Here is a 25941-nt window from a genome sequence, read left to right as displayed (position 1 = left end):
CTGGTTCACAACATCACATCTCAGCGCGGGAAGACTTCAGTCGCAGCGAAGAAATAGGCGATTTCCACCGCAGCCGTTTCAGCAGCATCCGAACCGTGCACGGCATTCGCATCGATCGAATCAGCGAAGTCGGCGCGGATCGTGCCCTTGGCAGCATCCTTCGGATTGGTGGCGCCCATCAGTTCGCGATTCTTGAGAATCGCATTGTCGCCCTGCAGCACCTGGATCATGACCGGACCGGAAATCATGAATTCCACCAGCGCATTGAAGAACGGACGCTCGCGGTGTACCGCGTAGAAACCTTCCGCCTCTTTACGCGAAAGATGCTTCATCTTTGCTGCAGCGACTTTCAACCCGGCCTTCTCGAAGCGGGCGTAGATTTCACCGACAACATTCTTGGCAACGGCATCGGGCTTGATAATGGAAAGGGTGCGCTCCAGCGCCATACGGTCTGCTCCGGGTATACGGATTATTTTTAATGGGCGGTCTGACTTGGTACGTCAGCGGAATTTAGAACTAAATGCGCCGCGAAATACGGATTTAGCGCACGAAAGTTTGACAGATTCTAGCCCATAAGCAACCCCGCCCGGTGGCCGCCGAACCCAGTCTGGGCGCCATGTAGAGCCCAGCACCCACACAAAACAAAACGATCGTTTGACTCCCCCCGAGCCCGGCGCGTATGCTCAAACGATCGTTTGATTCGATCGGATGGGCGCTACCCGTGAACAGCTCCGCTTCCACCAAGGAACGCATCCTGACCGCCGCCGAGGCCTTGTTTGCCCAGCGCGGCTTCGAAGGCGCCTCGCTCCGCCAGCTCACGGCCGCCGCCGGCGTGAATCTCGCCGCGGTCAATTACCACTTCGGCTCCAAGGACAACCTGGTCGAAGAGGTCTTCAAGCGCCGCCTGGACCAGCTCAATGCCCGCCGTATGGCTGCCCTGAAGCAGGTCGCCGGTCAGCCCGGCACGACCCTGGAGGACGTGCTTTCGGCCTTCATCCGGCCCGCCCTTGACCTGTCCCACGACGGTGGCGGGGGCCTGTTCATGCGCGTGCTGGCCCGGGCCTTTGCCGATCACGACGACAGCCTGCGCAAGTTCCTGTCCGAGAACTACGGCCATGTCATGCGTCAATTCACCGCCGAATTTGCTCGCCTGCTGCCGAATCTCAGCAAGGAGGAGCTGTACTGGCGCATCGACCTGGTAACGGGCGCCCTGACCCACGCCATGTCCGGCTTCGGCATCATCCAGCGCAAGAGCGATGTGAGCGAAACCACCCATCGCGAACAGACCGCCGCTCACCTGATCCGCTTTGCCGCCGCCGGCCTCAGCGCGCCCTGATACCTCTGATTTTGTCACCGGCCAGCCATGGCCGTCCCCCAACCTTGTTCCCTACCCGTTTCGTTCGTACCCGGAGAAGCCAATGACCGCTCCATCTTCATCCCAGTCAGCGCTACGCATCCGCAAAGCGGCGGTGCTTGGTGCAGGCGTCATGGGCGCGCAGATCGCCGCGCACCTGACCAACGCCAACGTCGAAACCGTGCTGTTTGATCTGCCCGCCAAGGAGGGCCCGAAGAGCGGCATCGCCTTGAAGGCGATCGAGAACCTGAAGAAGCTCTCGCCGGCCCCGTTGGCCGATAGCACGCGCGCGGCCGCCATCATTCCGGCCAATTACGACGATGACCTGGAGCACCTGAAGGACGTTGACCTGGTGATCGAGGCGATCGCCGAACGCATGGACTGGAAACTGGATCTCTATAAGAAGATCGCGCCCTACGTATCCAAGACCGCCGTGCTGGCCAGCAACACCTCGGGCCTGTCGATCAACGGCCTGGCCGACGCACTGCCGGAAGAACTGCGGCATCGCTTTACCGGCGTGCATTTCTTCAATCCGCCACGCTACATGCAACTGGTCGAGCTGATTCCGACCAAGCTCACTGACAAGAAGGTGCTCGAAGGCCTGGAAGCCTTCCTTACCACGACCGTCGGCAAGGGCGTCGTCTATGCCAAGGACACCCCGAACTTCATCGGCAACCGCATCGGCGTGTTCTCGATGCTGGCCACCATGTATCACACCGAGCAGTTCAAGCTCGGCTTCGATACCGTCGATGCGCTGACCGGTCCGGCTGTTGGCCGCCCGAAGAGCGCGACTTATCGCACTGCCGACGTGGTGGGCCTGGACACCATGGCGCACGTGATCAAGACCATGGCCGACACCCTGGCCAACGATCCGTGGCATGAATACTTCAAGGCACCGGCGTGGCTAAGCGGCCTGATCGAACAAGGTGCACTGGGCCAGAAGACCGGCGCGGGCTTTTACAAGAAGGCCGGCAAGGACATCGTGGTGCTGGATGTTGCCAAGCGTGACTATCGCCCGTCCGAGCAGAAGGCCTCGGACGAAGTAGCCGCCATTCTCGCCATCAAGGATCCGGCCGAAAAGTTCGGCAAGCTGCGTGGATCCAGCGACCCGCAGGCGCAGTTCCTCTGGGCGACGTTCCGCGATCTGTTCCATTACACCGCCTATCACCTGGCTGATATTGCCGACACCGCCCGCGACGTCGATTTCGCCATCCGCTGGGGCTATGGCTGGAAGCTGGGTCCGTTCGAGACCTGGCAGGCCGCCGGCTGGCAGCAGGTCGCCGGTTGGATTGCCGAAGACATCGCCGCCGGCAAGGCCATGAGCAAGGCGCCGCTTCCTGCATGGGTCACTGACGGTCGCACCGGCGTGCATGGCAAGAACGGCTCCTACTCTGCCGCCGCCAACGCCGACAAGCCGCGCTCGCAGCACCCGGTCTATCAGCGCCAACTGTTCCCCGATCCGATCCTGGGCGAGAAGTTCGACCAGGGCAGCACCGTGTGGGAGAACGACGGTATCCGCCTGTGGACCTTGGGCGACGATGGCGTTGGAATCATCTCGTTCAAGACCAAGATGAATACGGTCAACGACCAGGTGCTCGATGGCATCCAACACGCCATCGGCATTGCGGAAGAAAAGCTCAAGGCAGTGGTGATCTGGCAGAACAGCGAGCCGTTCTCCGCGGGTGCGGACCTGAAGGGTGCGCTGGGCCTGCTGCAGGCCGGCAAGATCGACGACTTCAAGGCCATGGTCGCCAACTTCCAGCGCACCAGCATGCGTATCAAGCATTCACTGGTACCGGTGGTAGCGGCGGTGCGCGGTCTTGCCCTCGGTGGCGGCTGCGAATTCCAGATGCATTCGGCACGCACGGTAGCGGCGCTGGAAAGCTACATCGGCCTGGTTGAAGCAGGCGTGGGTCTGCTGCCGGCCGGTGGCGGCCTGCATGAACTTGCCGTGCGCGCAGCACAGGTCAATCCGACCGATCCGTTCGAATACCTGAAGAAGGTGTTCGAGACGGTGGCCATGGCCAAGGTGTCCGCCAGTGCGCTGGAAGCCAAGCAGTTGGGTCTGCTGCGCGACAGCGATGTGGTGGTGTTCAACGCCTATGAACTGCTTTACGTCGCCAAGCAGGTGGCGCTGTCGCTGGCCGAAAGCGGCTGGCGCGCGCCGCTGTACAACCGCAACATCCCGGTCGCTGGCGATGTCGGTACCGCGACATTCAAGGCATCGCTGGCGAATCTGCAAGCCGGTTACTTCGCCTCCGAGCACGATGTGGCGATCGCCACGCGCATCGCCGACGCGCTGTGCGGCGGCGCGATCGAGCGTGGCTCGCTGGTGGATGAGGAATGGTTGCTGGATCTGGAACGCAAGCACTTCGTGGAGCTCGCGCAGACGGAGAAAACCCAGGCGCGCATCGCACACACGATGACTACCGGCAAACCGCTGAGGAACTAAACGCTCGTCGCCCCGGCGCAGGCCGGGGCCCAGCAACTTTCGCATGCACCACTGAAGACACTGGGTCCCGGCCCTCGCCGGGACGACGGACAAACCAAACGGCGTCGCTGCACAGTGCGCGACGCCACGGAGCAAAGACCATGACCAAGCAAGTGCAAGACGCCTACATCGTCGCCGCCACCCGTACCCCGGTCGGCAAAGCGCCGCGCGGTGTATTCCGCAACACCCGTCCCGACGACATGCTCGCCCACGTCATCCGCGCTGTATTGGCGCAGGCGCCGGGCATCGACCCGCATCGCATCGGCGATGTCATCATCGGCTGCGCCATGCCGGAAGCCGAGCAAGGCATGAACGTGGCGCGCATCGGCCTGCTGCTGGCCGGCCTGCCTGACACCGTGCCTGGTGTCACGATCAACCGTTTCTGCTCGTCCGGCCTGCAAGCCGTGGCGATGGCCGCCGACCGCATCCGCCTGGGCGAAGCCGACCTGATGCTGGCCGGTGGCACCGAAAGCATGAGCATGGTGCCGATGATGGGTCACAAGGTGGCGATGAATCCGGGCATCTTCGACAACGAACACATCGGCATCGCCTACGGCATGGGTATCACGGCCGAGAATGTCGCCAAGCAATGGAAGGTCAGTCGCGAACAGCAGGACGCCTTCTCGGTGGAAAGCCATCGCCGTGCGCTGGCCGGCATTGCCGCCGGCGAATTCAAAGACGAAATCACGCCGTTCCAGCTCGATGACCATTACCCCGACCTCGCCACGCGCGGCATCAAGACCGACAGCCGCGTGATCGATACCGACGAGGGTCCGCGCGCGGGCACCACGCCGGAAGTACTGGCGAAGCTGAAGACCGTGTTCCGCAACGGCCAGTTCGGTGGCTCGGTCACGGCCGGCAACTCCTCGCAGACCTCCGACGGCGCCGGCGCCGTGCTGGTGGCCAGCGAACAGGCGATCAAGGATTACAACCTCACGCCACTCGCCCGCTTCGTCGGCTACTCGGTGGCGGGGGTGCGTCCGGACATCATGGGTATTGGCCCGAAGGAAGCGATTCCGAAGGCGCTCAGGCAGACCGGCATCAAGCAGGACCAGCTCGACTGGATCGAGCTCAACGAAGCGTTCGCCGCACAGGCCTTGGCGGTGATCGGTGACCTGGGCCTCGACACCAACAAGGTCAATCCGCTGGGCGGTGCCATTGCCCTGGGCCACCCGCTTGGCGCCACCGGTGCCATCCGCGTTGCCACCTTGTTGCATGGTCTGCGTCGCCGCAAGCAGAAGTACGGCATGGTGACCATGTGCATCGGCACCGGCATGGGCGCGGCAGGTATTTTCGAAGCCGTCTAAACCTGTTCTGCCGGTACGAAATCGAAGCAGCAAGCAAAAAGGCGTCGTGCCCGCACGGCGCCTTTTTCATGAATCAATGACGACAAGTGTGACCTTTCACTCTTGCTGCACTCATGCGACAAGCGAATAATATGCATGCTGCGACGCACAATCCGGTGCGCCGGCGTTTCGAGTCTGCCCCTGATCCCGCGCCTGTGCCGGCGCAGGCTGCCGTGCGCTCGTCCAGGAAGCAAACGTGTCCGTGCTAGTTGACGAAAAGGTGGAGACTCCGGCAGTGACCCAGCCGGCGTATCCGGACTACCGTCTGATTTCCTTGATCGTGGGCTGCGCCATCTTCCTTGAGCAGGTGGACGGCACCGTCCTTGCCACGGCCTTGCCGACGATGGCGCGTGATTTCGGCGTCACTGCTCCGGCCATGAGCATCGCGGTAACCAGTTACCTGCTCGCATTGGCGATTCTGATTCCGGTAAGCGGCGCCATCGCGGACCGCTTCGGTGTGAAGCGCGTCTTCAATGCCTCCATTGGCGTTTTCATCCTGGGCTCGATCCTTTGCTCGCTGACCACCAGCTTGCCGATGATGGTGGCCTCGCGCCTGCTGCAAGGCATTGGCGGCGCCATGATGACGCCGGTCGGGCGCCTGGTGATTCTGCGCACGGTCGATCGCAGACACCTGGTGTCATCCATGTCGTGGACCCTAATGCCAGCGATTCTCGGCACCATGGCCGGACCGCCGCTGGGCGGCTTCATTGTCCAATACCTCGACTGGCGCTGGATCTTCTATATCAACCTGCCGATCGGTGTACTCGGCTTTTGGCTGGTGAAGCGCTATATCCCGGTCGTGCACTGCGTTAAGCGTCCATCACGCTTCGACTGGCTGGGTTTTACCCTGTGCAGTCTCGGCTTGGGATGCGCGTTGTTCGGACTGGAACTGTTCGGCGAAAACACCAATGTCGTCAACGCACTCGGCCTGATTGTGCTGGGTGCTGCTGCGCTATTTGGTTACCTGGTGCATGCCGGACGCCGCTTGGATCCGGTCATCGATCTCACGCTGATGCGCATCGACTCATTTCGCCTGTCGGTGATTTCCGGGTCGCTGATGCGCATTACCCAGGGCGCCCAGCCGTTCCTGCTGCCGCTGCTGTTCCAGATCGGACTTGGCTTTTCCGCCGTGCGCAGCGGTCAGCTGATCCTGGCTATCTCGCTAGGTGCACTGTTCTCGCGCGGCTTTACCACGCGCCTTCTGCGCTGGCTCGGTTTTCGCCGGGCGATGGTCTACAACGGCGTGCTGGCCAGCCTTGGCTATGCGGTCTGCGCGTTCTTCCGCGCCGATTGGCCGTTCTGGCTGATGTTCATGCTGCTGGTCTGCTGCGGCGCCTTCATGTCCTTCCAGTTCGCCGCCTACAACACGGTGGCCTATGAGTCCGTGCCCACCGATCGCATGAGCGCCGCCAATAGCTTCTATTCCACCCTGCAGCAGCTCATGCTGTCGGTGGGCGTATGCTGCGGCGCACTGATCCTCAAGTTCACCATGGCGCTGGCGCATAACGCCGAGCCAAGCCGGCTGAACTTTTCGGTGGCCTTCCTGATCGTCACCCTGATTTCCCTCAGCTCCACCCGTTGGCACCTGGCTTTTGTGCATGACGTCGGGCATGAATTGAGCGGGCATCGCCATCGCGCCAGCGATCACTAGGCCATGGGCGGGCACACACTGTTTCCCTGACGGTAGTTCTACACTGTCGCCAGCGCCCTTATGTTTAACGGCATCCGCAAATCACATCAGGTGCTCTCATGATTGAACGCCGTCCCTTTGACAGCCTTGGCGGAGCCGACCACGGCTGGCTCAAGGCCAAGCATCACTTTTCGTTTGCCGGCTATAACGACGCAAGGCGCATGGGCTGGGGCGCCTTGCGTGTGTGGAACGACGATACCATCGCCTCGCAAACCGGTTTCCCCGCGCATCCGCATGCGGACATGGAAATCATTACCTACGTCCGCGAAGGTGCCATCACGCACCGCGACAGCCTGGGCAACGAGGGCCGCACCGAAGCTGGTGATGTCCAGGTGATGAGTGCGGGCAGTGGCATCACCCACAGCGAATACAATCTGGAACCGGGTACGACACGTATTTTCCAGATCTGGATCATTCCGGATGAACGCGGTCGTGCGCCGTCCTGGGGCGCCAAACCCTTCCCGACCGGGGAGCGCTCCGGACGCTTCGTTGCCCTGGCGAGCGGATTCAAGGAAGACCATGACGCCTTGCCGTTGCGCACCGACGCACGCGTGCTTGGCGCAACACTCAAGGCCGGTGAAACCGCAAGCTATACGCTCGCCCCAGATCGCTACGCTTATCTGGTTCCCGCCAAAGGCTCCGTGGAGATTAACGGCATGCATCTTGATGCCCGTGACGGCGCAGCCATTCGTAACGAAACGGCGCTGACCATCAAGGCGCTCGATGATGCGGAGCTGGTGCTCGTAGACTCTGCTCCTTAAGCAACAAGGAGTTATCAGCGTGTCGTCCATGCAGGCCATCGAAATCAGCCATCCCGGCGGTCCGGAAGTCTTGCGCCCTGCGCAAAGGCCGATGCCACAACCGGGTCCCGGCGAAGTACTGATCAAGGTGGCCGCATCGGGTGTAAACCGGCCGGACGTGTTCCAACGCATGGGCAACTATGCCCCGCCACCTGGCGCATCCGATCTCCCAGGCCTGGAAGTGGCGGGCGAGTTGGTTGGTGGTGATTTCAGCACCCACAACCCGTTTGGCCTCAAGCTTGGCGATGCCGTATGTGCCCTGCTCGCCGGCGGCGGTTACGCGGAATACGCGGTGGCCCCGCTGGGACAATGCCTGCCAACACCGCATGGCTTGAACCTGGTTGAGGCAGCCTCACTGCCTGAAAACTACTTCACGGTGTGGAGCAACGTGTTTGATCGCGGCCAGCTTGGCCACCGCGACAATGGCTCGCCGGAAAGCCTGCTGGTGCAAGGAGGTTCAAGCGGCATCGGCGTCACAGCCATCCAGTTGGCCCATGCCTTGGGTCATCCCGTCTTTGCGACCGCGGGCAATGATGAAAAATGCCGCGCTTGCGAAGCACTCGGCGCACGCGCCATCAATTATCGCACCGAAAATTTTGTCGAACGCATCAAAGCCTGGACCGATGCCCTTGGCGTGGATGTGATTCTCGATATGGTGGCAGGCGATTACGTAGCACGCGAAATCGACGCGCTCGCCGACGACGGCCGTCTTGTGGTCATCGCCACACTTGGTGGCAATCATGCAACCGTGGATGCACACAAGGTAATGCGTCACCGGCTCAGCATTACCGGATCAACATTGCGCCCGCGCCCCATTCCTTTCAAAGCCGCTATCGCCTGCAAATTGCATGAACATGTATGGCCGCTCTTTGCTGCACAGCGCTTGCGCCCCGTTATCCACGAAGTTCTTCCCGCTGCTGAAGCGGCGCGCGCTCACGCATTGATGGAAAGCAGCACTCATATCGGCAAGATCGTGCTGCGCTGGTAAAAGCCAGCTTCGAATAGCTCACGCAGCAACCAAACGATTGAAAATGCACGCAGACTTGCTCGCCGACGGCAGGATCGACGACGTGACAAGCGTGTATTTGCCAAGCATTAATCCTTGTCGGATTTTTTGGTCTTTTTGTTTCCAGCGCCGTACACAGCAGCGGTTTCAGCAATCATACGGGCAGTCTGATTGGCCGATTCCTTGCAGGAGCGCAACAAATCCTCCGCAATGCGCCGCTGCTGTTGAGGTGACAAGAACGTGAATTGATTCAGGCGATCCATGAAGACCTTGCGTTGCGCATTGCTAAGCATGGCGTACCCAAGGAGCGCGGCAGAGATGATGTCGTAAGACTCGCCCATAAAGCCCTTTGTAGGTGAAGGCTGATTGAAGATCGACTTCGACTCAACAAAGACTACCTCTCCCGACAATCGTGCGCTATCGGATGACGCCCATCGAACATAGCGGTCATGCCCACGACATGTAGGGGCATTCAGACATCATCATCATCCTGCCGCGCATTCTTCTGAGACGTTTGTGACGCCTGTACAAGTCCGTGCGATAGTGCGTACTTGAAGATATCGGCATCGTGCCGCAGTCGCAGCTTCTTCATCGCGGCCATTTTCTGTGCGCTGATCGTCTTGCTGCTTCGCCCTGCACGCACACCAATCTCCGACACGGTGAGGCCTTCTGCATACATGCGCAGCACTTCTGTTTCACGCTTGCTGAGCTTGACCGTCTCATCGCCTTGCGTGTCAGAAGCAGGGCTCTGTCCCTTCAATTGTTCGCTTTTGGTGGGTGAGACATAGCGGTTGCCCAAATGCGCCATACGAATGGCGGACTCAAGGTGACCCAGGTCATCGGACTTGCTGACCAGGCCGGTAACACCGACCTTCATGATGCTCTCCATGACGACGCTGCTTTCTACGCCCGTCAACACGACCAACCGGACATTGGGAAAGCGTCGTCTCAGAAAGCGCAGCAGTGAAAGCCCATCCCCATAACGCCCACCAGGCATGGAAAAGTCCGTCACGACGACATCGCAGTTCGAACGCCCGAGTAACTCGACAAGCTCCGTGGAGTTGGTAACCAGACCAATCAAGGTAATTCCCTGCACCTTGGATAACAGATGCTCGACCCCTGCCAGTAAGGTAGGGTGGTCATCGGCTACGGTTACCCTGATAGTCAAAGCGGGCTCCTTGGGTCCATGGTCCATCGTACGCCGCTTAAACTAGCACAGGCCATGGTGCTCAACCTGATAGGTTGTATTACGATAAATAGGCTAGGCAGAGGCTATTTTCTGCCAACTTTGCGAATAAGTGCAGACCAGGATGGACAACCACATTCGTATTGCCTTGGCCGATGACCACCCGGTGATCCGACTGGGTATCGAGGCCACGCTTGACGATATTTCCACCGTAAGGCGGATTGGCTCTGCGGTCGACTCGACGCAGTTGGTCGCCCTGCTCGATTCACAAGCCTGCGACATACTCATCACGGACTACGCCATGCCCGGCGGCCAGTATGGCGACGGACTGGAATTGATGGGATTCCTCCGCGAGCGTTATTCCGAGCTGGGCCTCATTGTCATCACGAGCATGGACAAGGCCGTACTGATACGAAGCCTGCTGGCGTGCGGTGTCGATGCGATCCTGAGCAAGGCCGATGACATGTCGCACCTGCGCAGCGCAGTACAGGCAGTGCACAGCAAGCGCAAGTACTACTCTCCCCGCATTACCAAGTTGATAAAGGCTTTTCCCTCTACCCACTCGTCGCGGCTTTCGCCACGGGAGGTCGAGGTCATCAAGCTGTACGTCAGCGGCACGACCATCAATGGCATCGCGGAAAAGCTCAATCGAAGCAAACAGACCATCAGCACCCAGAAGGTCAGCGCAATGCGCAAGCTGGGCATCGAGAGCGATGCCGATCTGTTCAAGTATGCGATCGAGTTGGGCCTGACCCAAAAACCAGGCTGAAACCACCGGGGAAAAGCTTTTTACGCTCCCCCGGTATCGCGGACAGAGGCCGCATCAAGCTTGCGAGAACGGAAAGGTAAGCACGTCGCCAATCCGGTCAGTGCCGGCCAGGCACATCAGCAACCGTTCTATACCCACGGCCACACCGGCACAGTCCGGCATTTTGCCGAGCACCGCCAGCAGCTGTTCGTCGATAGGCATCTCGCGTAATCCACGTTCACGCCGGCGTGCATTATCACGCTCAAAGCGAGCACGCTGCTCCTCTGCGTCGTTCAGTTCGTGGTATCCGTTGGCCAGTTCGTGAGGCCCCAGATAAAGCTCGAAACGTTCAGCCAGCGGTGGATCCCCGGGACGGATGCGCGCCAGTGCCGACTGGGTCGCCGGGTAATCATGAATGACCGTGATGCGGTCGCGCGGAAAGTTCGGCTGCAATAGATGGGTGATCAGCAAATCAAGCCAATCGTCGCGGGTGAGTCCTTCCGGATCGATGTGGTATCGGGCCAGCGGCGCGCGCAGCGCGTCGATCGGAGCATGCAAGGGATCCAGGCCGAGCTCGTCGATAAAGAACTGACGATACCCTTCAATTAGCACCTCAGCGCGACGCCCTACCGCCGCCAATGCGGCTTCGACCAGCGTGATGGATTCCTCCATCAACTGGCGATGCGTCCAACCAACCCGATACCACTCCAGCATGGTGAATTCGGGGTTGTGACGCTCTCCGGCCTCGCCGTTGCGAAATACCCGCCCTAGTTCGTAGCAATCGCCCACGCCATCCGCAAGCAGCCGTTTGAGTGGATACTCCGGCGAGGTACGCAGCCAGCGCTCACGCGCGCCAGCATCCACATGACCGTGGAACGGCGCGCTGAAGCTTTCGATGTTCGGGTCCGTGTTTCCCGCGGCAGAAAGAATCGGCGTCTCCACTTCCAGTACGCCGCGCTCGGCGAAGAATGCGCGAATCAGCGCGTAGAGCCGGGCTCGTCCCTGCAGGCGCTGTCGAAACGGGGTGACATTACTGGCAACCATGGCAACTTAGCTTCCGTGTTTCTTGAACAGGTCCAGCAAGCGCGCTTCGTCCCACACATCGACACCCAGTTCCTGCGCCTTGTCGAGCTTGGAACCAGCCGCCTCGCCGGCCACTACAAAACTGGTCTTCTTGGACACGCTGCCAGCCACCTTTGCTCCCAGCGCTTCAAGTTTTTCCTTGGCCTCGTCGCGCCCCATGCCCGAAAGCGTGCCGGTGAGCACGGCGGTCTGCCCGGCCAGTGGCAGGGCTTCGGCCGCAGCTGCTTGTGGTGTGGCGGCAAGCAGGCGATGCATGGCCGCTTCTGCCTCCTGCAAGCGCATGCGCCGATCGGCGTCGGCAAGAAACTCATCGAGACTCAGAGCAGCATGCTGTGGCAAGCCGGCGGTGATCCAATGCGCACTGCCTGCCGCGTGCAGTTTGCTGATGCCGGGGAAATGGGCGGCCAGCAATTCGGCATTGCGGCGGCCAATGCCATTGATGCCCGCATCTTCCAGCAGCGTTGCGAAACTCAGCTTCTGATGAAGACGTGGGGAAGGATCGCTCTCGTCGCTCAGCGCAATGCCCGCCGCCAGCAGCGCATCAACCACCGCGCGGTTGCCATCCTGCCGGAAGAAGGCGGCGATCGATCCGGCTACTTCACCGCCGATATCCGGCAACTCGCGCAAGATGGGCGCCGGCACGCTGCGCACCCACTCCAGGCTGCCCAGCCAACTGGCCAGCGTTTTGGCGGTGCTCTCACCGATGTGCACGATGCCCAGTGCGTAGAGAAAACGCGATAACGTGGTTTTCTTGCTGGCGTCGATCGCCTCCACCAGATTTTCCGCCCACTTGGTGGCGATCTTGCCGGCCTTGACGGTTTCCGGCACGGTGCCATCGCGTTCGTCCGCGCGCTGCTTCATTTCCAGGAAATGATCGAGCGTGAGCTTGTACAGATCAGCAGGGGTGTGCACGTAGCCGAAATCGACCAGCGCATCGACAAAGCGTTCACCGATCCCTTCGATATCCATCGCACGGCGCGACGCAAAATGAATCAGGGCTTCCTTCCGTTGCGCGGCACAGATCAAACCGCCGGAACAACGCCAGGCCGCCTCGCCCTCTTCCCGCACCAGCGCAGATCCGCAAACCGGGCAATGCGTGGGCATCTTCCAGGGATGCGTCTTGGCCGGACGCCGATCGAGGATCACGCGCACTACTTCAGGAATCACGTCGCCTGCGCGGCGGACGATCACGGTATCGCCCACTCGCACGTCCAGGCGAGCCACCTGGTCGGCGTTGTGCAAGGTTGCATTGGTGACGGTGACGCCAGCCACCTGCACCGGCGTAAGCCGTGCGACCGGTGTCGCGGCACCGGTGCGGCCGATCTGAATTTCAATCGCATCGACCGTCGTGCTTTGTTCCTGCGCAGGAAACTTGTGCGCAATGGCCCAGCGCGGCGCACGCGCCACAAAACCCATCTCGCGCTGACCGGCGTAATCGTCCAATTTGTAGACCACGCCATCGATGTCGTAAGGCAAACTGTCACGTTTGGCGCCGATGCGTTTGAAATAAGCGATCAAGCCCTCGAAGCCCTTGGCGACATCCACTTCAGCAGAAACCGGAAAACCCCATTCACGCAATGTCTGCAAGGTCTTCGAATGCGTATCGGGCAATTGACCGCCTTCGACCACGCCGACTGCGTACGCGAAAAAGCTGAGCTTGCGCTTGGCCGTGATCGCCGGGTCCAACTGCCGCAAGGAGCCCGCCGCGCCGTTGCGCGGGTTGGCCAGTGACTTCTCGCCGTGTTGGCGTGCGTAAGCGTTGAAGGCTTCAAAGTCCTTGCGCAGCATGATCACTTCGCCACGCACTTCCAGCACACGCGGCCAGTCTTTACCGCGCAGGCGCAAGGGAATCGCACGTACCGTACGCAGATTGGCGGTGACATCCTCGCCTGTTTCGCCATCGCCACGGGTAGCACCCTGCACGAACACGCCGTTTTCGTAGCGCAGGCTGATCGCCAGCCCATCGAGCTTGGGTTCGACCGAGAACACGGGCTGCTTGCGTCCGAGGGTCTGCTCGATGCGCCGCTCGAATTCGGCCACCTCCCGGTACTGCTCGCGATCATTGCCGCCTTCCTGCTCGAAAGCATTGCTCAGCGACAGCATCGGCAAGGCATGGCGCACTTCCGCAAAGCCGCCTAGCGCACGCGCGCCGACCCGGCGGGTCGGCGAGTCGGGGGTCGCCAGTTGCGGATGGTTGGCTTCCAGCGCTTCCAGCTCACGCATCAAACCGTCATATTCGGCGTCGGTGATCGCTGGATCGTCGAGAACGTGGTAACGGTAATTGGCCTGTTCGATCTGCCCGCGCAGGTCGTCTACGCGCTGTGCCGGCAGGGAGGATGCTGACGATTTGCTCATAGCGGAAGTGTAACGATTCGTGGGTTATGGATGAGACACCCGATAGGTGGAGGAGGCGTTTCGGACCGATGCATGCCGCAACGGCCGTAAGCTTCCTCGATGAAATCTGGCTAACTCCTGCACAGCCCCTTCCCGGCAAATAACTGTCATAGCAAGTATCATAGCGCCCATGTCTTCTCCCCCTCCTGTTTCCACCGCGACCGCCGAGGCGACAGCGGTCAGGGATGGGCGATCCTCGAGCGAGCGCTATCGCGGCCTGATCTGGCTGGTTTCGGCCTCGTTCTTTATGCAGGCGCTCGATTCCACCATCGTCAACACGGCGGTGCCGGCCATCGCCAACGCCCTGGGCGAAACGCCGCTGAACATGCGCAGCGCGCTCACCAGTTACGTCTTGACCCTGGCGATCCTGATTCCGGCCAGCCCCTGGCTGTGCGACCGCTTCGGCACGCGCCGGGTATTTGCCGTGGCAATCAGCGTGTTTGCCATCGGCTCCCTGCTTTGCGGCATTTCGCAGACCCTGCCGGAGCTGGTGATGGCACGCGTGCTACAGGGTTGTGGCGGTGCGGCGCTGATGCCGGTCGGCCGCTATGTCCTGGTCCGCACCATCGACAAGCGCGAATTCGTGCAGGTGATGAGCACCGTCGCCACCTTTGGCTTGCTGGGTTCGGTACTCGGCCCGCTGTTGGGTGGCGCGCTGGTGGAATACACCAATTGGCGCCTGATCTTTCTGCTCAATGTGCCCGTCGGCATTGTTGGCCTTTGGCTCAACCTGCGCGAGATGCCGGAGTACCGCCTGACCCGACCCAACCGCTTCGATCTGTTGGGCTTCGTGCTGTTTGCGGCCTCCTCGGCGCTGCTGCTGGGCGCCTCCGAATGTGCCGCCGACCAGAACATCCGCTGGGCCTGGATGGGCTCGCTGGTGGTGATGGCCATCGTTTTCGGCGGTACCTATGTCTGGCACAGCCGCCGCATCGATCATCCGGTGGCAGACCTGGTCCTGTTGCGGGTGCGCAGCGTGTGGGTCGCGCTGTCGGGCAACCTGCTCACACGGCTCGGGGTCAGCGGCATGTTCCTGCTGATCGTGCTGTTCCTGCAGGTGGGCTGTGGCTGGTCGCCGCTGATGGCCGGCTTGATGATGGTGCCGCAGGCCCTTGGCTCGATCACTGCCAAGTGGTTCGTAAACCGCACGCTGGTGCGGCTGGGCTATCGCCGCCTGCTATTCGGCAACACGCTGATCGTGGCGGTGTTGCTGGCCCTGTTCGCCCTGCTCGGCCCGCACACGCCAATGTTGCTGACCGCACTGCTGGTCTACGTGTACGGCGGCTTCATGGGCATGCAGTACACGGTGATGAACACGCTGATCTACACCGATCTGGATGTGAAATATGCCTCCATGGCTTCGTCGATGGCCTCCACCACGCAATACTTGTCGATGAGCTTCGGTATTGCCCTGGCCACCATCCTGATGCAGACACTGTTACACGGCCAGGGCAGTGGCGCTTATGTGGTGGCGTTCCGCTGGACGGTGATTGTCCTGGCGCTCATTACCGCGGTAGCCAGCCGCGTCTTTGCGCGGTTGGAGAAGGCCCCGATCGCCGTGCCATCGTCGCCGTGAACGGGTAGCATGACGGGAATGCCCATGATCGATGGAACCGAACATGCATCACGCGAACGAAATCCTGTTCTCGCTGTTTATTGTCTTCGTCGCTGCGCAGATTGGCGCAGAGATTGCGCAACGGCTGAAACTGCCCGGCGTGGTCGGCGAAATCGCCGCCGGCTGCGTAATCGGCCCTTCCCTGCTGGGCTGGATTACGCCTGACCAGATCGCCACAGGCACGCCGCTCGATGTGCTGTCCGAAATCGGCGTGGTGCTGCTGCTGTTTTCTGTCGGCCTGGAAACGCGACTGGAAGATCTGAAAAAAGTCGGCAAGTCGGCGTTCCTGGTCGGCGTGCTGGGCGTGCTGCTGCCGTTCGCCATGGGTGGCGTGTGGGCGCACGCAAGCGGCTTCGACTGGGGCAAATCGTTGTTTGTCGCTGCGGCGTTCGTCGCCACTTCGGCGGGCATTACTGCGCGCGTCTTGCAGGAACTCGGTGTTTTGCAGCGCATGGAAAGCAAGGTGATCCTCGGCGCCGCGGTGATCGACGATATTCTGGCCATGCTGCTGCTCGGCGTAGTGGTGTCGCTGCAGGGCGGCCAAGGTTTCGACGCTACACATCTGGTGATGGTATTGGCCGGTGCGATCGGATTTATCGCCGTGATCGGATGGGGCGGCACGCGCGTGATGCGCTGGAATTCAACCTGGCTGGAGAAGCCACGTAACCTGCATTCACCGCTGCTGATTGTGCTGGCGTTGTGCCTTGGTCTGGCCTACGTCTCTACCTTGTTCGGGCTGGCTGCGATCATCGGAGCCTTCCTGGCCGGCATGATTGCATCCGAAACGCGTCAGCAGCACACACTGGAACAACAGTTCCAGCCCTTGCTGGCGTTGCTGACTCCGTTCTTCTTCGTGTTGACCGGCAGCAAGATCGACCTGCATCAGCTCGCCAGCGCCGATGCGCTGATTGCCCTGGGCGTGGTCACGCTGATCGCCATCATTTCCAAGCTGCTTGGCGGCTTCCTCGGCGCACTATCGCTGGGCAAGACGAGCGCAGCCATTGTCGGCTTCGGCATGGTGCCGCGCGGTGAAGTCGGTGTAGTGATTGCCAGCCTCGGTTTGGCCGCCGACGTGTTTAATGGCCAGATGTACGCGATTATCGTCGCCATGTCCTTGCTGACCGCGATGGTGACACCACCCATCCTCGCCTGGCTGCTGCGTAAGACCGTCGGCAACGAGGCTTCCGCTCAGCAACGCAATGCCTGATACGTAGCGAGGGCACTTTGCCGGGAGGCCCTCAGGTCGACCATGGGATGGGGATAACCGCTGCGCTTGAGTAGTGCCTCATCCTTCCAGGGCTCGTGCAGCAGCGCGTCGGGTGCGCGGCTCAATTCCGGCAACCAACGGCGCAGATACTCGGCTTTCGGGTCGAATTTCTGCGACTGTGAAACCGGATTGAAGATACGAAAGTAGGGGGCGGCATCAGCGCCGCAACCGGCCACCCACTGCCAGCCCAAGGTGTTGTTGGCAAGATCGGCGTCCACCAGCGTGTCCCAGAACCAACGCGCACCATGGTGCCAATGCTGGCGCAGGTTTTTGGTAAGAAAACTCGCCACCACCATGCGCACGCGGTTATGCATCCAGCCGGTGTGCCATAGCTCACGCATCCCTGCATCAACCAGCGGAATGCCGGTGCGCCCCTGTTGCCAGCGGCACAACCAGATTTCTTTATCCGGCGTCCACGAAAAACTATCAAAACGCGGATTGAAATTACCAGTGGTGGTATTCGGAAAGTGATAAAGCAGGTGATGCGCAAATTCGCGCCAGCCGAGTTCGCGCAGATAAGGTTCGATATCCGGCCGGCGCCTGGCATCCAGCCGCCGCTGTAGTTTGACCAAAGCCTGATGAATTTGCCGTGGCGTGATTTCGCCAAAATGCAGATGTGGGGAAAGGCGGGATGTGCCATGCCGAGCAGGTAAATCACGTGCAGTCGCGTAACGCGTGATCGCGTCATCGGCGAAGAGCTCAAGCATGGCGTGCGCGCCCTGCTCACCTGGCGTCCAGCATTCGCGCATGCCGGCATCCCAAGGCAGGCGTGGCAACAGATCCAGCGCCGCCAACGGCAGGCCATGATCGATACGCAACGCTGCCAGGCGCGACAATGCCGGCAAGGGTTCCGCCTTGTCGATCATGGTGCGCAGCTTGCGCCAGAACGGCGTGAAAACGCGATAAGGCTGCCCCTCCTGGGTCGCCAAATGCCAAGGTTCCTGCCACAACGAGCCACCAAAGCTGTTTACGGCAATCCCCTGCTCACGCAACGCAGCCTTGATTTGCATATCACGCACAATCGCAGCGGGCTCGTACAAGCGGTTCCAGTAAACCGTATCTGCACCGCTCTGCTTCACGGTCGCGAGCAGAATCTTCAGACTGTCGCCCTGACGGATGTGCAGCGCCCCCTGCCGCAAGCGCAACGCCTCATCCAGCGCCAGCAAGGCGTGATGAAGCCACCAGCGACTGGCTGCCCCAGGCGTCCAGTCGCCCTCCTCCTGCGGCGCATGGATATACAAAGGCAGCACCTGGGCATGTGCAGAACATGCCTGGTGCAACGCCATGTTGTCGGCAAGCCGAAGATCGCGCCGGAACCAGACAATGGCAGTACTCATGCCATCAGTGTGATGGCATTCGCGCTCGCCGCAAAGCCTGCCTACGCATCAACACTGCCCCTCGAACGCATCAGCGCGGCGTACAGCACTGGCATGACCAGCAACACCAGCGGTACCTGCACAAGCATCCCGGCAATGATCGCCACTGCCAGGGGTTGCTGCATCTGCGAACCGGTCCCCAGCGCAAGTGCCAACGGCGACAACGTAAGGATGGCCGCCAATGTCGACATCAGGATCGGGCGCGTGCGGTGTTGTGCAGCAGCCAACAGCGCCTGATGCAGCGGCAGCTTGCCAGCCACCTCCTCCAATTCGGAGAAATAGAAGATCGCCACCTCGGTCACAATGCCCACGATCATGGTCATACCCATCATGGCTGAGATGTTGAGTTCGATGCCGGTGATCCACAGTCCGACAAAGACCGCGCCGATCGCCAACAAAGGCATGGCCAGAATCGCCAGGGCCACGCGGAAGCTTTCATACAGAAACAGCAGCAAGGTAAACACCAGCGCGATCGCCGCCAACAGCACTACCGTCAAGCCGCGAAATGCTTCCTGCTGTTGTTGATACAAGCCGCCCAGCTGGCAGTACATGCCCTTCGGCAACAAGCCGGGCTTGGCCAGCATGGCTTTCACATCGTCGATTGTGGCGCCCATGCTGCGTCCGCTGATGCGCCCTGTCACGGCGACCATGCGCTTGAGGTTATTGCGTGTGATTTCCGGTTGCCCCTGCACGACCTGCAAGTTTGCCACCTGCGAGAGCGGCAGCAGATGGCCATCCCCTGCCCGGATGGGCAAGGCAGCCACCTGTTCCAGATGCTTGTACGAGGTGGGCGGCAAGCGTACGCGCACACCGATCACCTTTCCTTCTGCCGGCAATTGTGCAGCTACGGTGCCATCAATGGCCGCCGTTACCTGATCGGTAATCGATGCCGGATCCAGGCCCTGCAGTGCCGCCTTCACCGGATCCACCGTCATCGTCAACGCATCGCCGGCCGGATTGATGCCATTGAGGACGCCATTGACGCCCTTGATCTTGCCCAATGCATCAGCCACCTTTTGCGCCGTGGTATTGAGTTGGTCCGCATCGTCGCTGTAAAGCTGGATCTCGATCGGTTCGGGTACAGCCACCAGATCACCGATCATGTCCTCCATCAATTGCGACACATCCACGTCGAGACCCGGCACCTTGGCCTCGGCCTCCTCGCGAATATCGTTCATCACCTCTTCGGTGGAAGGCCGTGAGCCGCTCTTCAATCGCACGAAAATATCGCCGGTATTCGCTTCAGTCAGGCCATCGCCCAATTGCAGGCCGGTGCGACGCGAATACGTATCCACATACGGATTGGCGCGAATGATCGCCTCGACCTGATTGAGCAGGCGCCCGGTTTCCTCCAGTGAAGTGCCGGGCTTGGAGATGTAGTCAAAGGTAAAGCCGCCTTCGTCCATCGCAGGCATGAAGCCCGTGCCGACGCGGCTATAAGCGAGTGCGCCCATCGCAATCAACGGTAGCACTAGCAAGAGCATCCAGGCCGGCCGCTGCAACCAGCGTTGCAGTACGCGCTGATAAATACTCATCACGCGTTGCGAAAATGGGTTGGCCGTGTGATCGGTGATATGTCGCTGATCCAGCAAGCGCTCCGACAACAGGGGCACCACGATCCAGGTCAACAAATACGAGATCACCAGGGCACTGGCCATCGTCAATGACAAGGCTTTGAAGAACGCACCCGTGACGCCGGTGAGAAACGCAAGCGGCAGAAAGATAACCACCGTCGCCGCGCTGGAACCGGTCAGCGGACGGGTGAATTCCCAGGCGGCGTGCGCGATACGTTCGTTCACCTCACCGCCTGCGCCGCGCAGCCGGCGCATGATGTGCTCCAGCATCACGATCACGTCATCTATGATCAAACCCACGGCGGCTGCCATGCCACCCAGCGTCATCATGTTGAAGCTCATGCCAAGTACGCGCAGCAACAGAACGGTGATGGTCAATACGGCCGGCACGACCAGCAAGGCGACCAGGATCACCCGTGTATTGCGCAGAAAAACAAACAGCACCAGCCCGGCTAAAACGATGCCGACAAGGATGGCGTCGCGCACGCTGCCCGCCGCCCCCGTCACCAGCTGCGATTGGTCATACCAGTTGGCCACTTTGACGCCGGGCGGCATCTGCGGTGCGTAATCCTGCAAGCGCTGCTTCACATCGCGTGCGATCTGCACGCTGTTACCGTCCGGCTGCTGGAATATCTGCATCAGCACCGCATCCTGGCCATCGGCCGTAACACGGATCCACTGCGGCACATGGCTGAGCGTGACATCGGCGATATCACCCAGTCGCACGACGCCGTGACCGTCCGCGCGCACCACGATATCGCGCAAGGCCGCTACCGTGCCCGGATGGTTATCCGCCAACAGCAGGTACAGCTTGTAATGATCGGAAACGTGCCCCATTGCCTGAATGGTCGCGGCATGGCTGACGGCTGCGGCCACATCAGACAAGCTCAGATCCTGCGCTCGCAAGCGGTTCGGGTCGACATCGGCATGGAATTCCGCGACTTCACCACCTTGAACACCGACGTGCGCCACGCCCGGAATACTGCTGAGCAAGGGACGCAGCTGATACTGCGCCAGGTCGTACAGCGCACTGGGCGACAAGGTATGCGAGCGCAAGCTGTACGCCAGCATCGGATAGGTGGTCGGGTCCATGCGCCGGCTGCTGAGTTGCGTCCCCGTCGGTAATTCCGGCAGCACCTGACTGGCCGCGGCATTGATATCGGCCAGCGCACGGCTCATATCCGTGCCCCAGTCAAAACTCACTTCGATATCAGCGCTGCCGCGGCTGGTGGTTGAACGCACATCGCGCACGCCGGGAACACGACGCAACGCATCTTCGATCGGCGTGGTGACTTCGATGGCCATCTGGTCGGCCGGACGATCACCCGAGTCCAGGAACAATTGCACGCGTGGAAACGCCACATTCGGAAACAGCGCCACCGGCATAAAAACGGCACTGGCGATGCCGCCGATCGCCAGCATCAATACGAGGAACAGCAGCGAGCGCCGGTGACGCTGCATCCATGCGGTCATGCTCACTTGGCCGGCTCCTGCTGCTCGCGCACGGCGTCACCGTCATCCAGCTCATAACTGCCCAGCACGATGACGCGTGTCTTGGCGTTCAGCGGGCCTTGCACGCCGACGGTGTCACCGTCCGGATATTTCAGGCTTACCTCGATGCGCTTGGCATGATCATGCTCAACCGCGAAGACGTAAGTTCCCTTGTCATCGTGCAACACAGCGTCACGCGGCAAGGCCCACGCCGTATAGGCAGCGGTTTCGATCGTGGCCTGCACGGGCGCGCCAGACACCCAAGACACGCTGGCTTCCGGCGGCAAAGCAACTTGCAAGGGCAGCAAGTGCGTTTGTGCATCGACCACCTGCCCCACCATATCGACGCGGCCCTTCAGGTTCGCAGCCTTGCCGTAAACAGCCTGCACCTGCACCGGCATGCCTGCCTTCAGCTGCGCGCCATCTTCCGGCTGCACGCCCAATTTCGCGATCAAGCCATGTGCGGGCGTAAAGGTCAGCAAGCTCGCATCAGCCTGAAAACGGTCGCCCAGATTCACGCCCAATGTGGTTACCACGCCATCGACCGGCGCATTGATGGATTCTTCGGCATCACCGCCGCCAAGCGCGCGCTGCGCCTCCAGCCCCGCCTCTGCGTCATCCAGCGCCTTGCGCGCCGCGGCGAGCTGAGACTGCGTAGCCAAATGCTGCGCCATCATTTGCTCGGTGCGCTTGAGTTCACCGCTGGCGAGTTCCAGCTCACTCTGTGCCTGCCGGTAGGCATTGCGTGCTGCCGGATCGGGTGCGATGCGCAGCAACTCATCACCACGCCTGACAGCTTGCCCTGCGACAACATCCATGCCGATCACTTGACCGCCATGCCCCAGACTGATTACGCCGGCCCGGTGCGGATCGCCCATCACGCTTCCCCACGCCTGGATGGTGTCGTGAAAGGTCTGGCTTACCGGCAGTGTTGTCGTCACCTGTACCTGGCCGCTTACATCCGGCGCATCATCATCGTCTGCAGCACCGCTGCTGCCACAACCGGCCAGCAAGGCAAGCAGCGCCATCAGCGTGGCGCGAGTCAGGAAAGTGTGGTTCATGGCTGGGTGGTCGCTACAGAAGACGGTTGAAGATCGGTGTCGCCAAGCAAGGTTTCCAATGCGATCGCCTGTTGTGATTGCTGATCACGCGCGGCGATGACATCCATGTCCGCACCAAGTGCGTTGCCACGAATGGAAAGGTACGTCGGCCAGTCGAGCAAGCCCTGCTGCCACGCCGCTTCCGCTGCATGGCGTGCCTGGTCCAGACGCATGGCTTGCGACTCAAGCCGATCACGCTGTGCCGCGAGCGTGTCGAGATCAGCGAGCAACTGCTGGATATCGCTGCGCGTAGTCAGCACGCGATTGTCGTAGTCGTCTTTAAGCTGTTGCCGCGTCGCCGTCTCGATGGCGATATTGCCGCGATTGCGATCGAACAACGGCAGGGTCACCCCCAACGTGAAGCCGTTGGTCACGATGTCGCTGGTATCACGCTGGCGGTCAACACCTACATTCAGCGCGGGAAACTGCGCACGAATTGCAGCACGCAAGCTAGCCTCCTGTGCTTTGTAGCCGGCTTGCAAGGCGAGCAGATCCGGGCGCCGTTGCGACAAACTCGCCAAGGCAGCTTGCACTTGCTCAGGCGTCGGCGAAACATGGAAAGGTTCACCAACCAGTTGCAACGGTACGTCCGGCGCCAGCCCCAGCAAGAGGCGCAGATCGTGTTCGGCCTGGTGCAATTGGACCATACAGTCCGACAAGCGCTTGCTGGCATCCGCGTAAGCATTCAAGCCGGCGCTGGCGCTATCGTCGGTCAGGTTGCCCTGCTGCAAAGCCTTGCGCACGTATCCATCGACGGAAGCCAGTGCCGTCTGTTCCGCGGTGAGCTGCTTCTGCTGCGCACGCAAAGACACGACTTGATTGAACAATAGACGCGCCTGCGCAATCGTTTGCCACTCTGCCCAAAGCAGGTCCAGATTCACCTGATCGGCCTGGCTCCTGGCCGCCGCCTTGCGCATTGAACGCGTAAGCAAGCTGCTGACGTCTTCGCTGATACCGTAGTTATACGCACTGGTGAACCCCACCTGCTTGTGCGTCAGAAAATCCCTGCCGATGGCGATCTGTGGATCTGGCAATAAACCAGCCGCAAAGGACTGGGCGCGCGCGATGCCCAGTTGATCGCGCATCACCTTTAGATCAGGGTTGTTGGCGACGGCGAGTATCGCCACATCGGTCACGTCCAACCCTTGCGAGAGATCGAAACGATGTGTGCGCCATGCCGGCAAAGGCATGTCAGCTGTGTTTACGGAGAGCTGCGATGCATCCTTGATACCCTGCCCTTCGCCCAGCGGTTGCGGCTTGTATGTCGCACACCCTGAACTCAGTGCGATGCAAATCAAGACACACGCGCGCCACTCGTGCACACGTGACATCATTTTGTAACGTGGTGAAATCTTCAACAACCGCACCCGCAAGCCTCTGGCCTGTTGCCGATAACGGCATAAGGCTAGCGGCTGTGGCTTAGCGATTACTTTGCAAGGCGATAAGGCACTTTTGTGACGACACGCTCAGGGGGCGCCCTTGATCGCCGGCTTCACTCGCTGCCATACCGAAACCGCGACACTATCGCTGCCCGGTTGCTGCGGTACCTGATAACTGAGTACATCGGCCGACAACATGTAGGGCCGTACCTGGACCGTGCCATCCCAACGCAGGTTGTAAGCCCGTTCAATCCGGAAGGTCACGCTGTGCGTAGCCGGATCCAGACTCACCTCGCCGTAATGCGTACTGGCGATTTCGCCGGGCTTGAAGTCCGTGCGAACGCCCTTTGCATCGATGGCATGGGTGGGCTGATTGCTACGGTAGATCTGAAGCGAATAGCGGCCATCACGATCGATCATCAAGATGCCGCTGGGTGCCGGACCGAAGCCGAAGGTCTTGCTACCGTCCTTGTGCAGGTCATAGGCCGCTTTCAGCGTCCAGGTGCCCGCCAGGGAGGGGGTTGCGGCGGTATCCGCCAAAGCTGCCTGACTGACGATCAAGGCCGCCAGCAGGATGCCGCGTAAGGAATGCCAATGGCGCATGGGAATCCCTGATTTTCAGTGGAGGACCGGCAAAGCCTAGTCCTCGGACATGCATTCGTAAATGCAATGATTGTATATTTCAGTCATTGCAAAATGACATGATTGATTCCATGAAAGCGCTCGATCTCGATGCGGTAAAAGCCTTTGTCTTCATCGCCGATCTGCAGAGCTTTACCCGGGCGGCAGAGGCGCTGGACACCACCCAGTCAGCCATCAGCCTGAAGTTGCGCCGCCTGGAGGATCAGCTTGGCCGGCGGCTGCTGGAGCGCACGCCCAGACAGGTACGGCTATCGGCGGAGGGCGCAGCGTTTCTCGACGCGGCACGTTCGCTGGTCGGCGCGCATGAACGAGCTATTGGCTCTTTTCAGATCGAACGACGCCGCTTGACCATCGGCATCAGTCAGCAGATTGTCGGCAGCGAATTGCCCGCCCTGCTCCGTCGCATGAACGAGCACGATCCAAGCCTGCTGATTGAAATGCGCGTGGCGGGTTCGCGCGAAGTCATGCAGGCATACGAAGAACGCATGCTGGATGCCGCACTGGTGTTACAACCGGAAAACCGCCGCCATCAGGGCGAAACCCTGTTCACCGAAAGCTTTGCGTGGATCGGGATCCCCAACTGGGAATCGCACCCGGGCCAGGCTTTGCCGCTGGCCACTCAAGGTGAATCGTGCAGCATTCGCGCCGCAGCGGTACGTGCGCTCGATCAGGCCGGCATTGCCTGGACTGAAGTCTTCATTGGCAAGGGTGCCGCCGTTGTCGGCGCAGCCGCCGCAGCCGGACTGGCGATTGCCGTGCTCGCACGACGTACAGCGCCAAGCGGCACGATCGATATGGGCGCGAAGCTATCCCTTCCCTCGCTCCCTCGCCAGGAGGCTGTGCTGTACACCGCGCTCAACGACCGCCGTTCGCGCGATGCCATACGCACGCTGGTTACCGCATTCAAAGGTCTTTCCGCAGCGTGACGCGTCAGCCTGCATTACCAAGTCTTGCCTTCATGGCGTCGGCGAGCTTCTGTACCAACGTTGGAAGTATCCGGCGTTCGTCGGCGGACCAATCCTGCATCAATTCGCCAAGCAGTTTTCGCCGGGCCTCGGTAATGGCGGTGACAACGCGTGATCCGGCCTTGGTAATGGTCGCAGCGCGCACCCGCATGTCTTCACGGCTCAACGGCCGTTTGACCAAACCAAGCTGTTCGAGCTTGGCCAACTGGCGACTGACCGTGGACGGATCACGGCCAGCCTGATCGGCAAGCTCCGCTACGCTCATGGATTCGGCAGCATTTAGCCGGACCAGCAAAGGAAACAAAGCCCGATCCAGGGATACGCCCGCTTTCTGCAGCAGGGCGTCATCCTGGCGCGGGCTGTTCAGGCAACCGGTGAGGTCAATCAGTGCCGAGGTAATGGCATCCAAATTACGTGTATCGTACATGCTTTAC

General features: G+C 60.7%; 21 protein-coding genes. 10 read left to right on the top strand and 11 right to left on the bottom strand.

Annotation, left to right across the window (positions count from 1 at the left end; translation table 11 throughout):
• Positions 1–20: 20 nt before the first annotated feature.
• Complete coding sequence (gene ndk, locus ISP19_RS21000; protein ID WP_204684342.1) at positions 21–446, bottom strand: nucleoside-diphosphate kinase; 426 nt, start codon at positions 444–446, stop codon at positions 21–23.
• A 233-nt stretch (positions 447–679) separates the two neighbouring features.
• Here ndk and ISP19_RS20995 point away from each other — a divergent pair, with 233 nt between their 5' ends.
• The 6 genes from ISP19_RS20995 to ISP19_RS20970 all read left to right on the top strand — a co-directional run bounded on the left by ISP19_RS20995 (position 680) and on the right by ISP19_RS20970 (position 8669).
• A complete protein-coding gene (locus tag ISP19_RS20995; RefSeq protein WP_204684341.1) occupies positions 680–1336 on the top strand; it encodes a TetR/AcrR family transcriptional regulator in 657 nt (218 codons plus the stop codon).
• A gap of 82 nt (positions 1337–1418) precedes the next feature.
• Positions 1419–3806 (top strand): 3-hydroxyacyl-CoA dehydrogenase/enoyl-CoA hydratase family protein, encoded by a 2388-nt coding sequence (locus ISP19_RS20990; RefSeq protein WP_204684340.1) that lies wholly within the window; start codon positions 1419–1421, stop codon positions 3804–3806.
• A 140-nt stretch (positions 3807–3946) separates the two neighbouring features.
• Complete coding sequence (locus ISP19_RS20985) at positions 3947–5152, top strand: acetyl-CoA C-acyltransferase (RefSeq protein WP_204684339.1); 1206 nt, start codon at positions 3947–3949, stop codon at positions 5150–5152.
• A gap of 241 nt (positions 5153–5393) precedes the next feature.
• Positions 5394–6842: an MDR family MFS transporter gene (locus tag ISP19_RS20980; RefSeq protein ID WP_379945906.1), complete on the top strand. Its 1449-nt coding sequence runs from the start codon at positions 5394–5396 to the stop codon at positions 6840–6842.
• A 98-nt stretch (positions 6843–6940) separates the two neighbouring features.
• Positions 6941–7642, top strand: a complete 702-nt coding sequence (locus ISP19_RS20975) for a pirin family protein (protein WP_204684338.1) — start codon at positions 6941–6943, stop codon at positions 7640–7642.
• A gap of 28 nt (positions 7643–7670) precedes the next feature.
• Positions 7671–8669: an NAD(P)H-quinone oxidoreductase gene (locus ISP19_RS20970; RefSeq protein WP_204684416.1), complete on the top strand. Its 999-nt coding sequence runs from the start codon at positions 7671–7673 to the stop codon at positions 8667–8669.
• Between the two features lie 107 nt (positions 8670–8776).
• Here the strand turns inward: ISP19_RS20970 and ISP19_RS20965 are convergent, their stop codons facing one another.
• Together ISP19_RS20965 and ISP19_RS20960 are read right to left on the bottom strand one after the other, a co-directional pair.
• Complete coding sequence (locus tag ISP19_RS20965) at positions 8777–9028, bottom strand: hypothetical protein (RefSeq protein WP_204684337.1); 252 nt, start codon at positions 9026–9028, stop codon at positions 8777–8779.
• 131 nt (positions 9029–9159) lie between these two features.
• On the bottom strand, positions 9160–9855 hold the full coding sequence (locus tag ISP19_RS20960; protein ID WP_204684336.1) for a response regulator: 696 nt from the start codon (positions 9853–9855) through the stop codon (positions 9160–9162).
• 142 nt (positions 9856–9997) lie between these two features.
• On the opposite strand from ISP19_RS20960, the gene ISP19_RS20955 reads away from it, so the two are divergent.
• Positions 9998–10642 (top strand): response regulator, encoded by a 645-nt coding sequence (locus ISP19_RS20955; RefSeq protein WP_204684335.1) that lies wholly within the window; start codon positions 9998–10000, stop codon positions 10640–10642.
• A gap of 54 nt (positions 10643–10696) precedes the next feature.
• Here the strand turns inward: ISP19_RS20955 and epmA are convergent, their stop codons facing one another.
• Positions 10697–11665, bottom strand: coding sequence for an EF-P lysine aminoacylase EpmA (gene epmA, locus ISP19_RS20950; RefSeq protein WP_204684334.1), 969 nt, complete (start codon positions 11663–11665; stop codon positions 10697–10699).
• A gap of 6 nt (positions 11666–11671) precedes the next feature.
• The gene (gene ligA / locus ISP19_RS20945; RefSeq protein WP_204684333.1) at positions 11672–14059 is read right to left on the bottom strand and encodes an NAD-dependent DNA ligase LigA; all 2388 of its coding nucleotides are present in this window, start codon (positions 14057–14059) and stop codon (positions 11672–11674) included.
• A gap of 169 nt (positions 14060–14228) precedes the next feature.
• On the opposite strand from ligA, the gene ISP19_RS20940 reads away from it, so the two are divergent.
• Positions 14229–15674 (top strand): MFS transporter, encoded by a 1446-nt coding sequence (locus ISP19_RS20940; protein ID WP_204684332.1) that lies wholly within the window; start codon positions 14229–14231, stop codon positions 15672–15674.
• 43 nt (positions 15675–15717) lie between these two features.
• Positions 15718–16920 carry a cation:proton antiporter gene (locus ISP19_RS20935; protein ID WP_204684331.1) on the top strand — a complete coding sequence of 401 codons (1203 nt, stop codon included), beginning with the start codon at positions 15718–15720 and terminating at the stop codon, positions 16918–16920.
• On the opposite strand, the gene ISP19_RS20930 is transcribed toward ISP19_RS20935, so the two are convergent.
• The 5 genes from ISP19_RS20930 to ISP19_RS20910 form a co-directional block, all read right to left on the bottom strand.
• Entirely contained in the window at positions 16902–18317 is a 1416-nt protein-coding gene (locus ISP19_RS20930) for a cryptochrome/photolyase family protein (protein ID WP_204684330.1), read from the bottom strand. The genes ISP19_RS20935 and ISP19_RS20930 overlap by 19 nt on opposite strands.
• A gap of 41 nt (positions 18318–18358) precedes the next feature.
• The gene (locus ISP19_RS20925) at positions 18359–21403 is read right to left on the bottom strand and encodes an efflux RND transporter permease subunit (protein ID WP_239557003.1); all 3045 of its coding nucleotides are present in this window, start codon (positions 21401–21403) and stop codon (positions 18359–18361) included.
• A 2-nt stretch (positions 21404–21405) separates the two neighbouring features.
• The gene (locus ISP19_RS20920) at positions 21406–22482 is read right to left on the bottom strand and encodes an efflux RND transporter periplasmic adaptor subunit (protein ID WP_239556968.1); all 1077 of its coding nucleotides are present in this window, start codon (positions 22480–22482) and stop codon (positions 21406–21408) included.
• Positions 22479–23711, bottom strand: a complete 1233-nt coding sequence (locus ISP19_RS20915; RefSeq protein WP_338082395.1) for a TolC family protein — start codon at positions 23709–23711, stop codon at positions 22479–22481. The genes ISP19_RS20920 and ISP19_RS20915 overlap by 4 nt, the downstream gene beginning before the upstream one ends.
• Before the next feature lie 276 nt (positions 23712–23987).
• Positions 23988–24503: a lipocalin-like domain-containing protein gene (locus ISP19_RS20910; protein ID WP_204684327.1), complete on the bottom strand. Its 516-nt coding sequence runs from the start codon at positions 24501–24503 to the stop codon at positions 23988–23990.
• Between the two features lie 110 nt (positions 24504–24613).
• On the opposite strand from ISP19_RS20910, the gene ISP19_RS20905 reads away from it, so the two are divergent.
• Entirely contained in the window at positions 24614–25468 is an 855-nt protein-coding gene (locus tag ISP19_RS20905) for a LysR family transcriptional regulator (RefSeq protein ID WP_239556967.1), read from the top strand.
• A 4-nt stretch (positions 25469–25472) separates the two neighbouring features.
• Here the strand turns inward: ISP19_RS20905 and ISP19_RS20900 are convergent, their stop codons facing one another.
• The gene (locus tag ISP19_RS20900) at positions 25473–25934 is read right to left on the bottom strand and encodes a MarR family winged helix-turn-helix transcriptional regulator (RefSeq protein WP_204684326.1); all 462 of its coding nucleotides are present in this window, start codon (positions 25932–25934) and stop codon (positions 25473–25475) included.
• Positions 25935–25941: the final 7 nt, after the last annotated feature.

Origin of the sequence: Dyella flava (genome assembly GCF_016904955.1) — a bacterium.
Lineage (GTDB): Bacteria > Pseudomonadota > Gammaproteobacteria > Xanthomonadales > Rhodanobacteraceae > Dyella_B > Dyella_B flava.
This window is presented reverse-complemented; position numbering and strand designations above follow the sequence as displayed.

What these genes read in the sequence shown, in the direction of transcription:
- ndk (WP_204684342.1), bottom strand. Translation starts at nt 446, where the DNA reads ATGGCGCTGGAGCGCACCCTTTCCATTATCAAGCCCGATGCCGTTGCC.
- ISP19_RS20995 (WP_204684341.1), top strand. Translation starts at nt 680, where the DNA reads ATGCTCAAACGATCGTTTGATTCGATCGGATGGGCGCTACCCGTGAAC.
- ISP19_RS20990 (WP_204684340.1), top strand. Translation starts at nt 1,419, where the DNA reads ATGACCGCTCCATCTTCATCCCAGTCAGCGCTACGCATCCGCAAAGCG.
- ISP19_RS20985 (WP_204684339.1), top strand. Translation starts at nt 3,947, where the DNA reads ATGACCAAGCAAGTGCAAGACGCCTACATCGTCGCCGCCACCCGTACC.
- ISP19_RS20975 (WP_204684338.1), top strand. Translation starts at nt 6,941, where the DNA reads ATGATTGAACGCCGTCCCTTTGACAGCCTTGGCGGAGCCGACCACGGC.
- ISP19_RS20970 (WP_204684416.1), top strand. Translation starts at nt 7,671, where the DNA reads ATGCAGGCCATCGAAATCAGCCATCCCGGCGGTCCGGAAGTCTTGCGC.
- ISP19_RS20965 (WP_204684337.1), bottom strand. Translation starts at nt 9,028, where the DNA reads ATGGGCGAGTCTTACGACATCATCTCTGCCGCGCTCCTTGGGTACGCC.
- ISP19_RS20955 (WP_204684335.1), top strand. Translation starts at nt 9,998, where the DNA reads ATGGACAACCACATTCGTATTGCCTTGGCCGATGACCACCCGGTGATC.
- epmA (WP_204684334.1), bottom strand. Translation starts at nt 11,665, where the DNA reads ATGGTTGCCAGTAATGTCACCCCGTTTCGACAGCGCCTGCAGGGACGA.
- ligA (WP_204684333.1), bottom strand. Translation starts at nt 14,059, where the DNA reads ATGAGCAAATCGTCAGCATCCTCCCTGCCGGCACAGCGCGTAGACGAC.
- ISP19_RS20940 (WP_204684332.1), top strand. Translation starts at nt 14,229, where the DNA reads ATGTCTTCTCCCCCTCCTGTTTCCACCGCGACCGCCGAGGCGACAGCG.
- ISP19_RS20935 (WP_204684331.1), top strand. Translation starts at nt 15,718, where the DNA reads ATGCATCACGCGAACGAAATCCTGTTCTCGCTGTTTATTGTCTTCGTC.
- ISP19_RS20930 (WP_204684330.1), bottom strand. Translation starts at nt 18,317, where the DNA reads ATGAGTACTGCCATTGTCTGGTTCCGGCGCGATCTTCGGCTTGCCGAC.
- ISP19_RS20925 (WP_239557003.1), bottom strand. Translation starts at nt 21,403, where the DNA reads ATGACCGCATGGATGCAGCGTCACCGGCGCTCGCTGCTGTTCCTCGTA.
- ISP19_RS20920 (WP_239556968.1), bottom strand. Translation starts at nt 22,482, where the DNA reads ATGAACCACACTTTCCTGACTCGCGCCACGCTGATGGCGCTGCTTGCC.
- ISP19_RS20915 (WP_338082395.1), bottom strand. Translation starts at nt 23,711, where the DNA reads ATGCCTTTGCCGGCATGGCGCACACATCGTTTCGATCTCTCGCAAGGG.
- ISP19_RS20910 (WP_204684327.1), bottom strand. Translation starts at nt 24,503, where the DNA reads ATGCGCCATTGGCATTCCTTACGCGGCATCCTGCTGGCGGCCTTGATC.
- ISP19_RS20905 (WP_239556967.1), top strand. Translation starts at nt 24,614, where the DNA reads ATGAAAGCGCTCGATCTCGATGCGGTAAAAGCCTTTGTCTTCATCGCC.
- ISP19_RS20900 (WP_204684326.1), bottom strand. Translation starts at nt 25,934, where the DNA reads ATGTACGATACACGTAATTTGGATGCCATTACCTCGGCACTGATTGAC.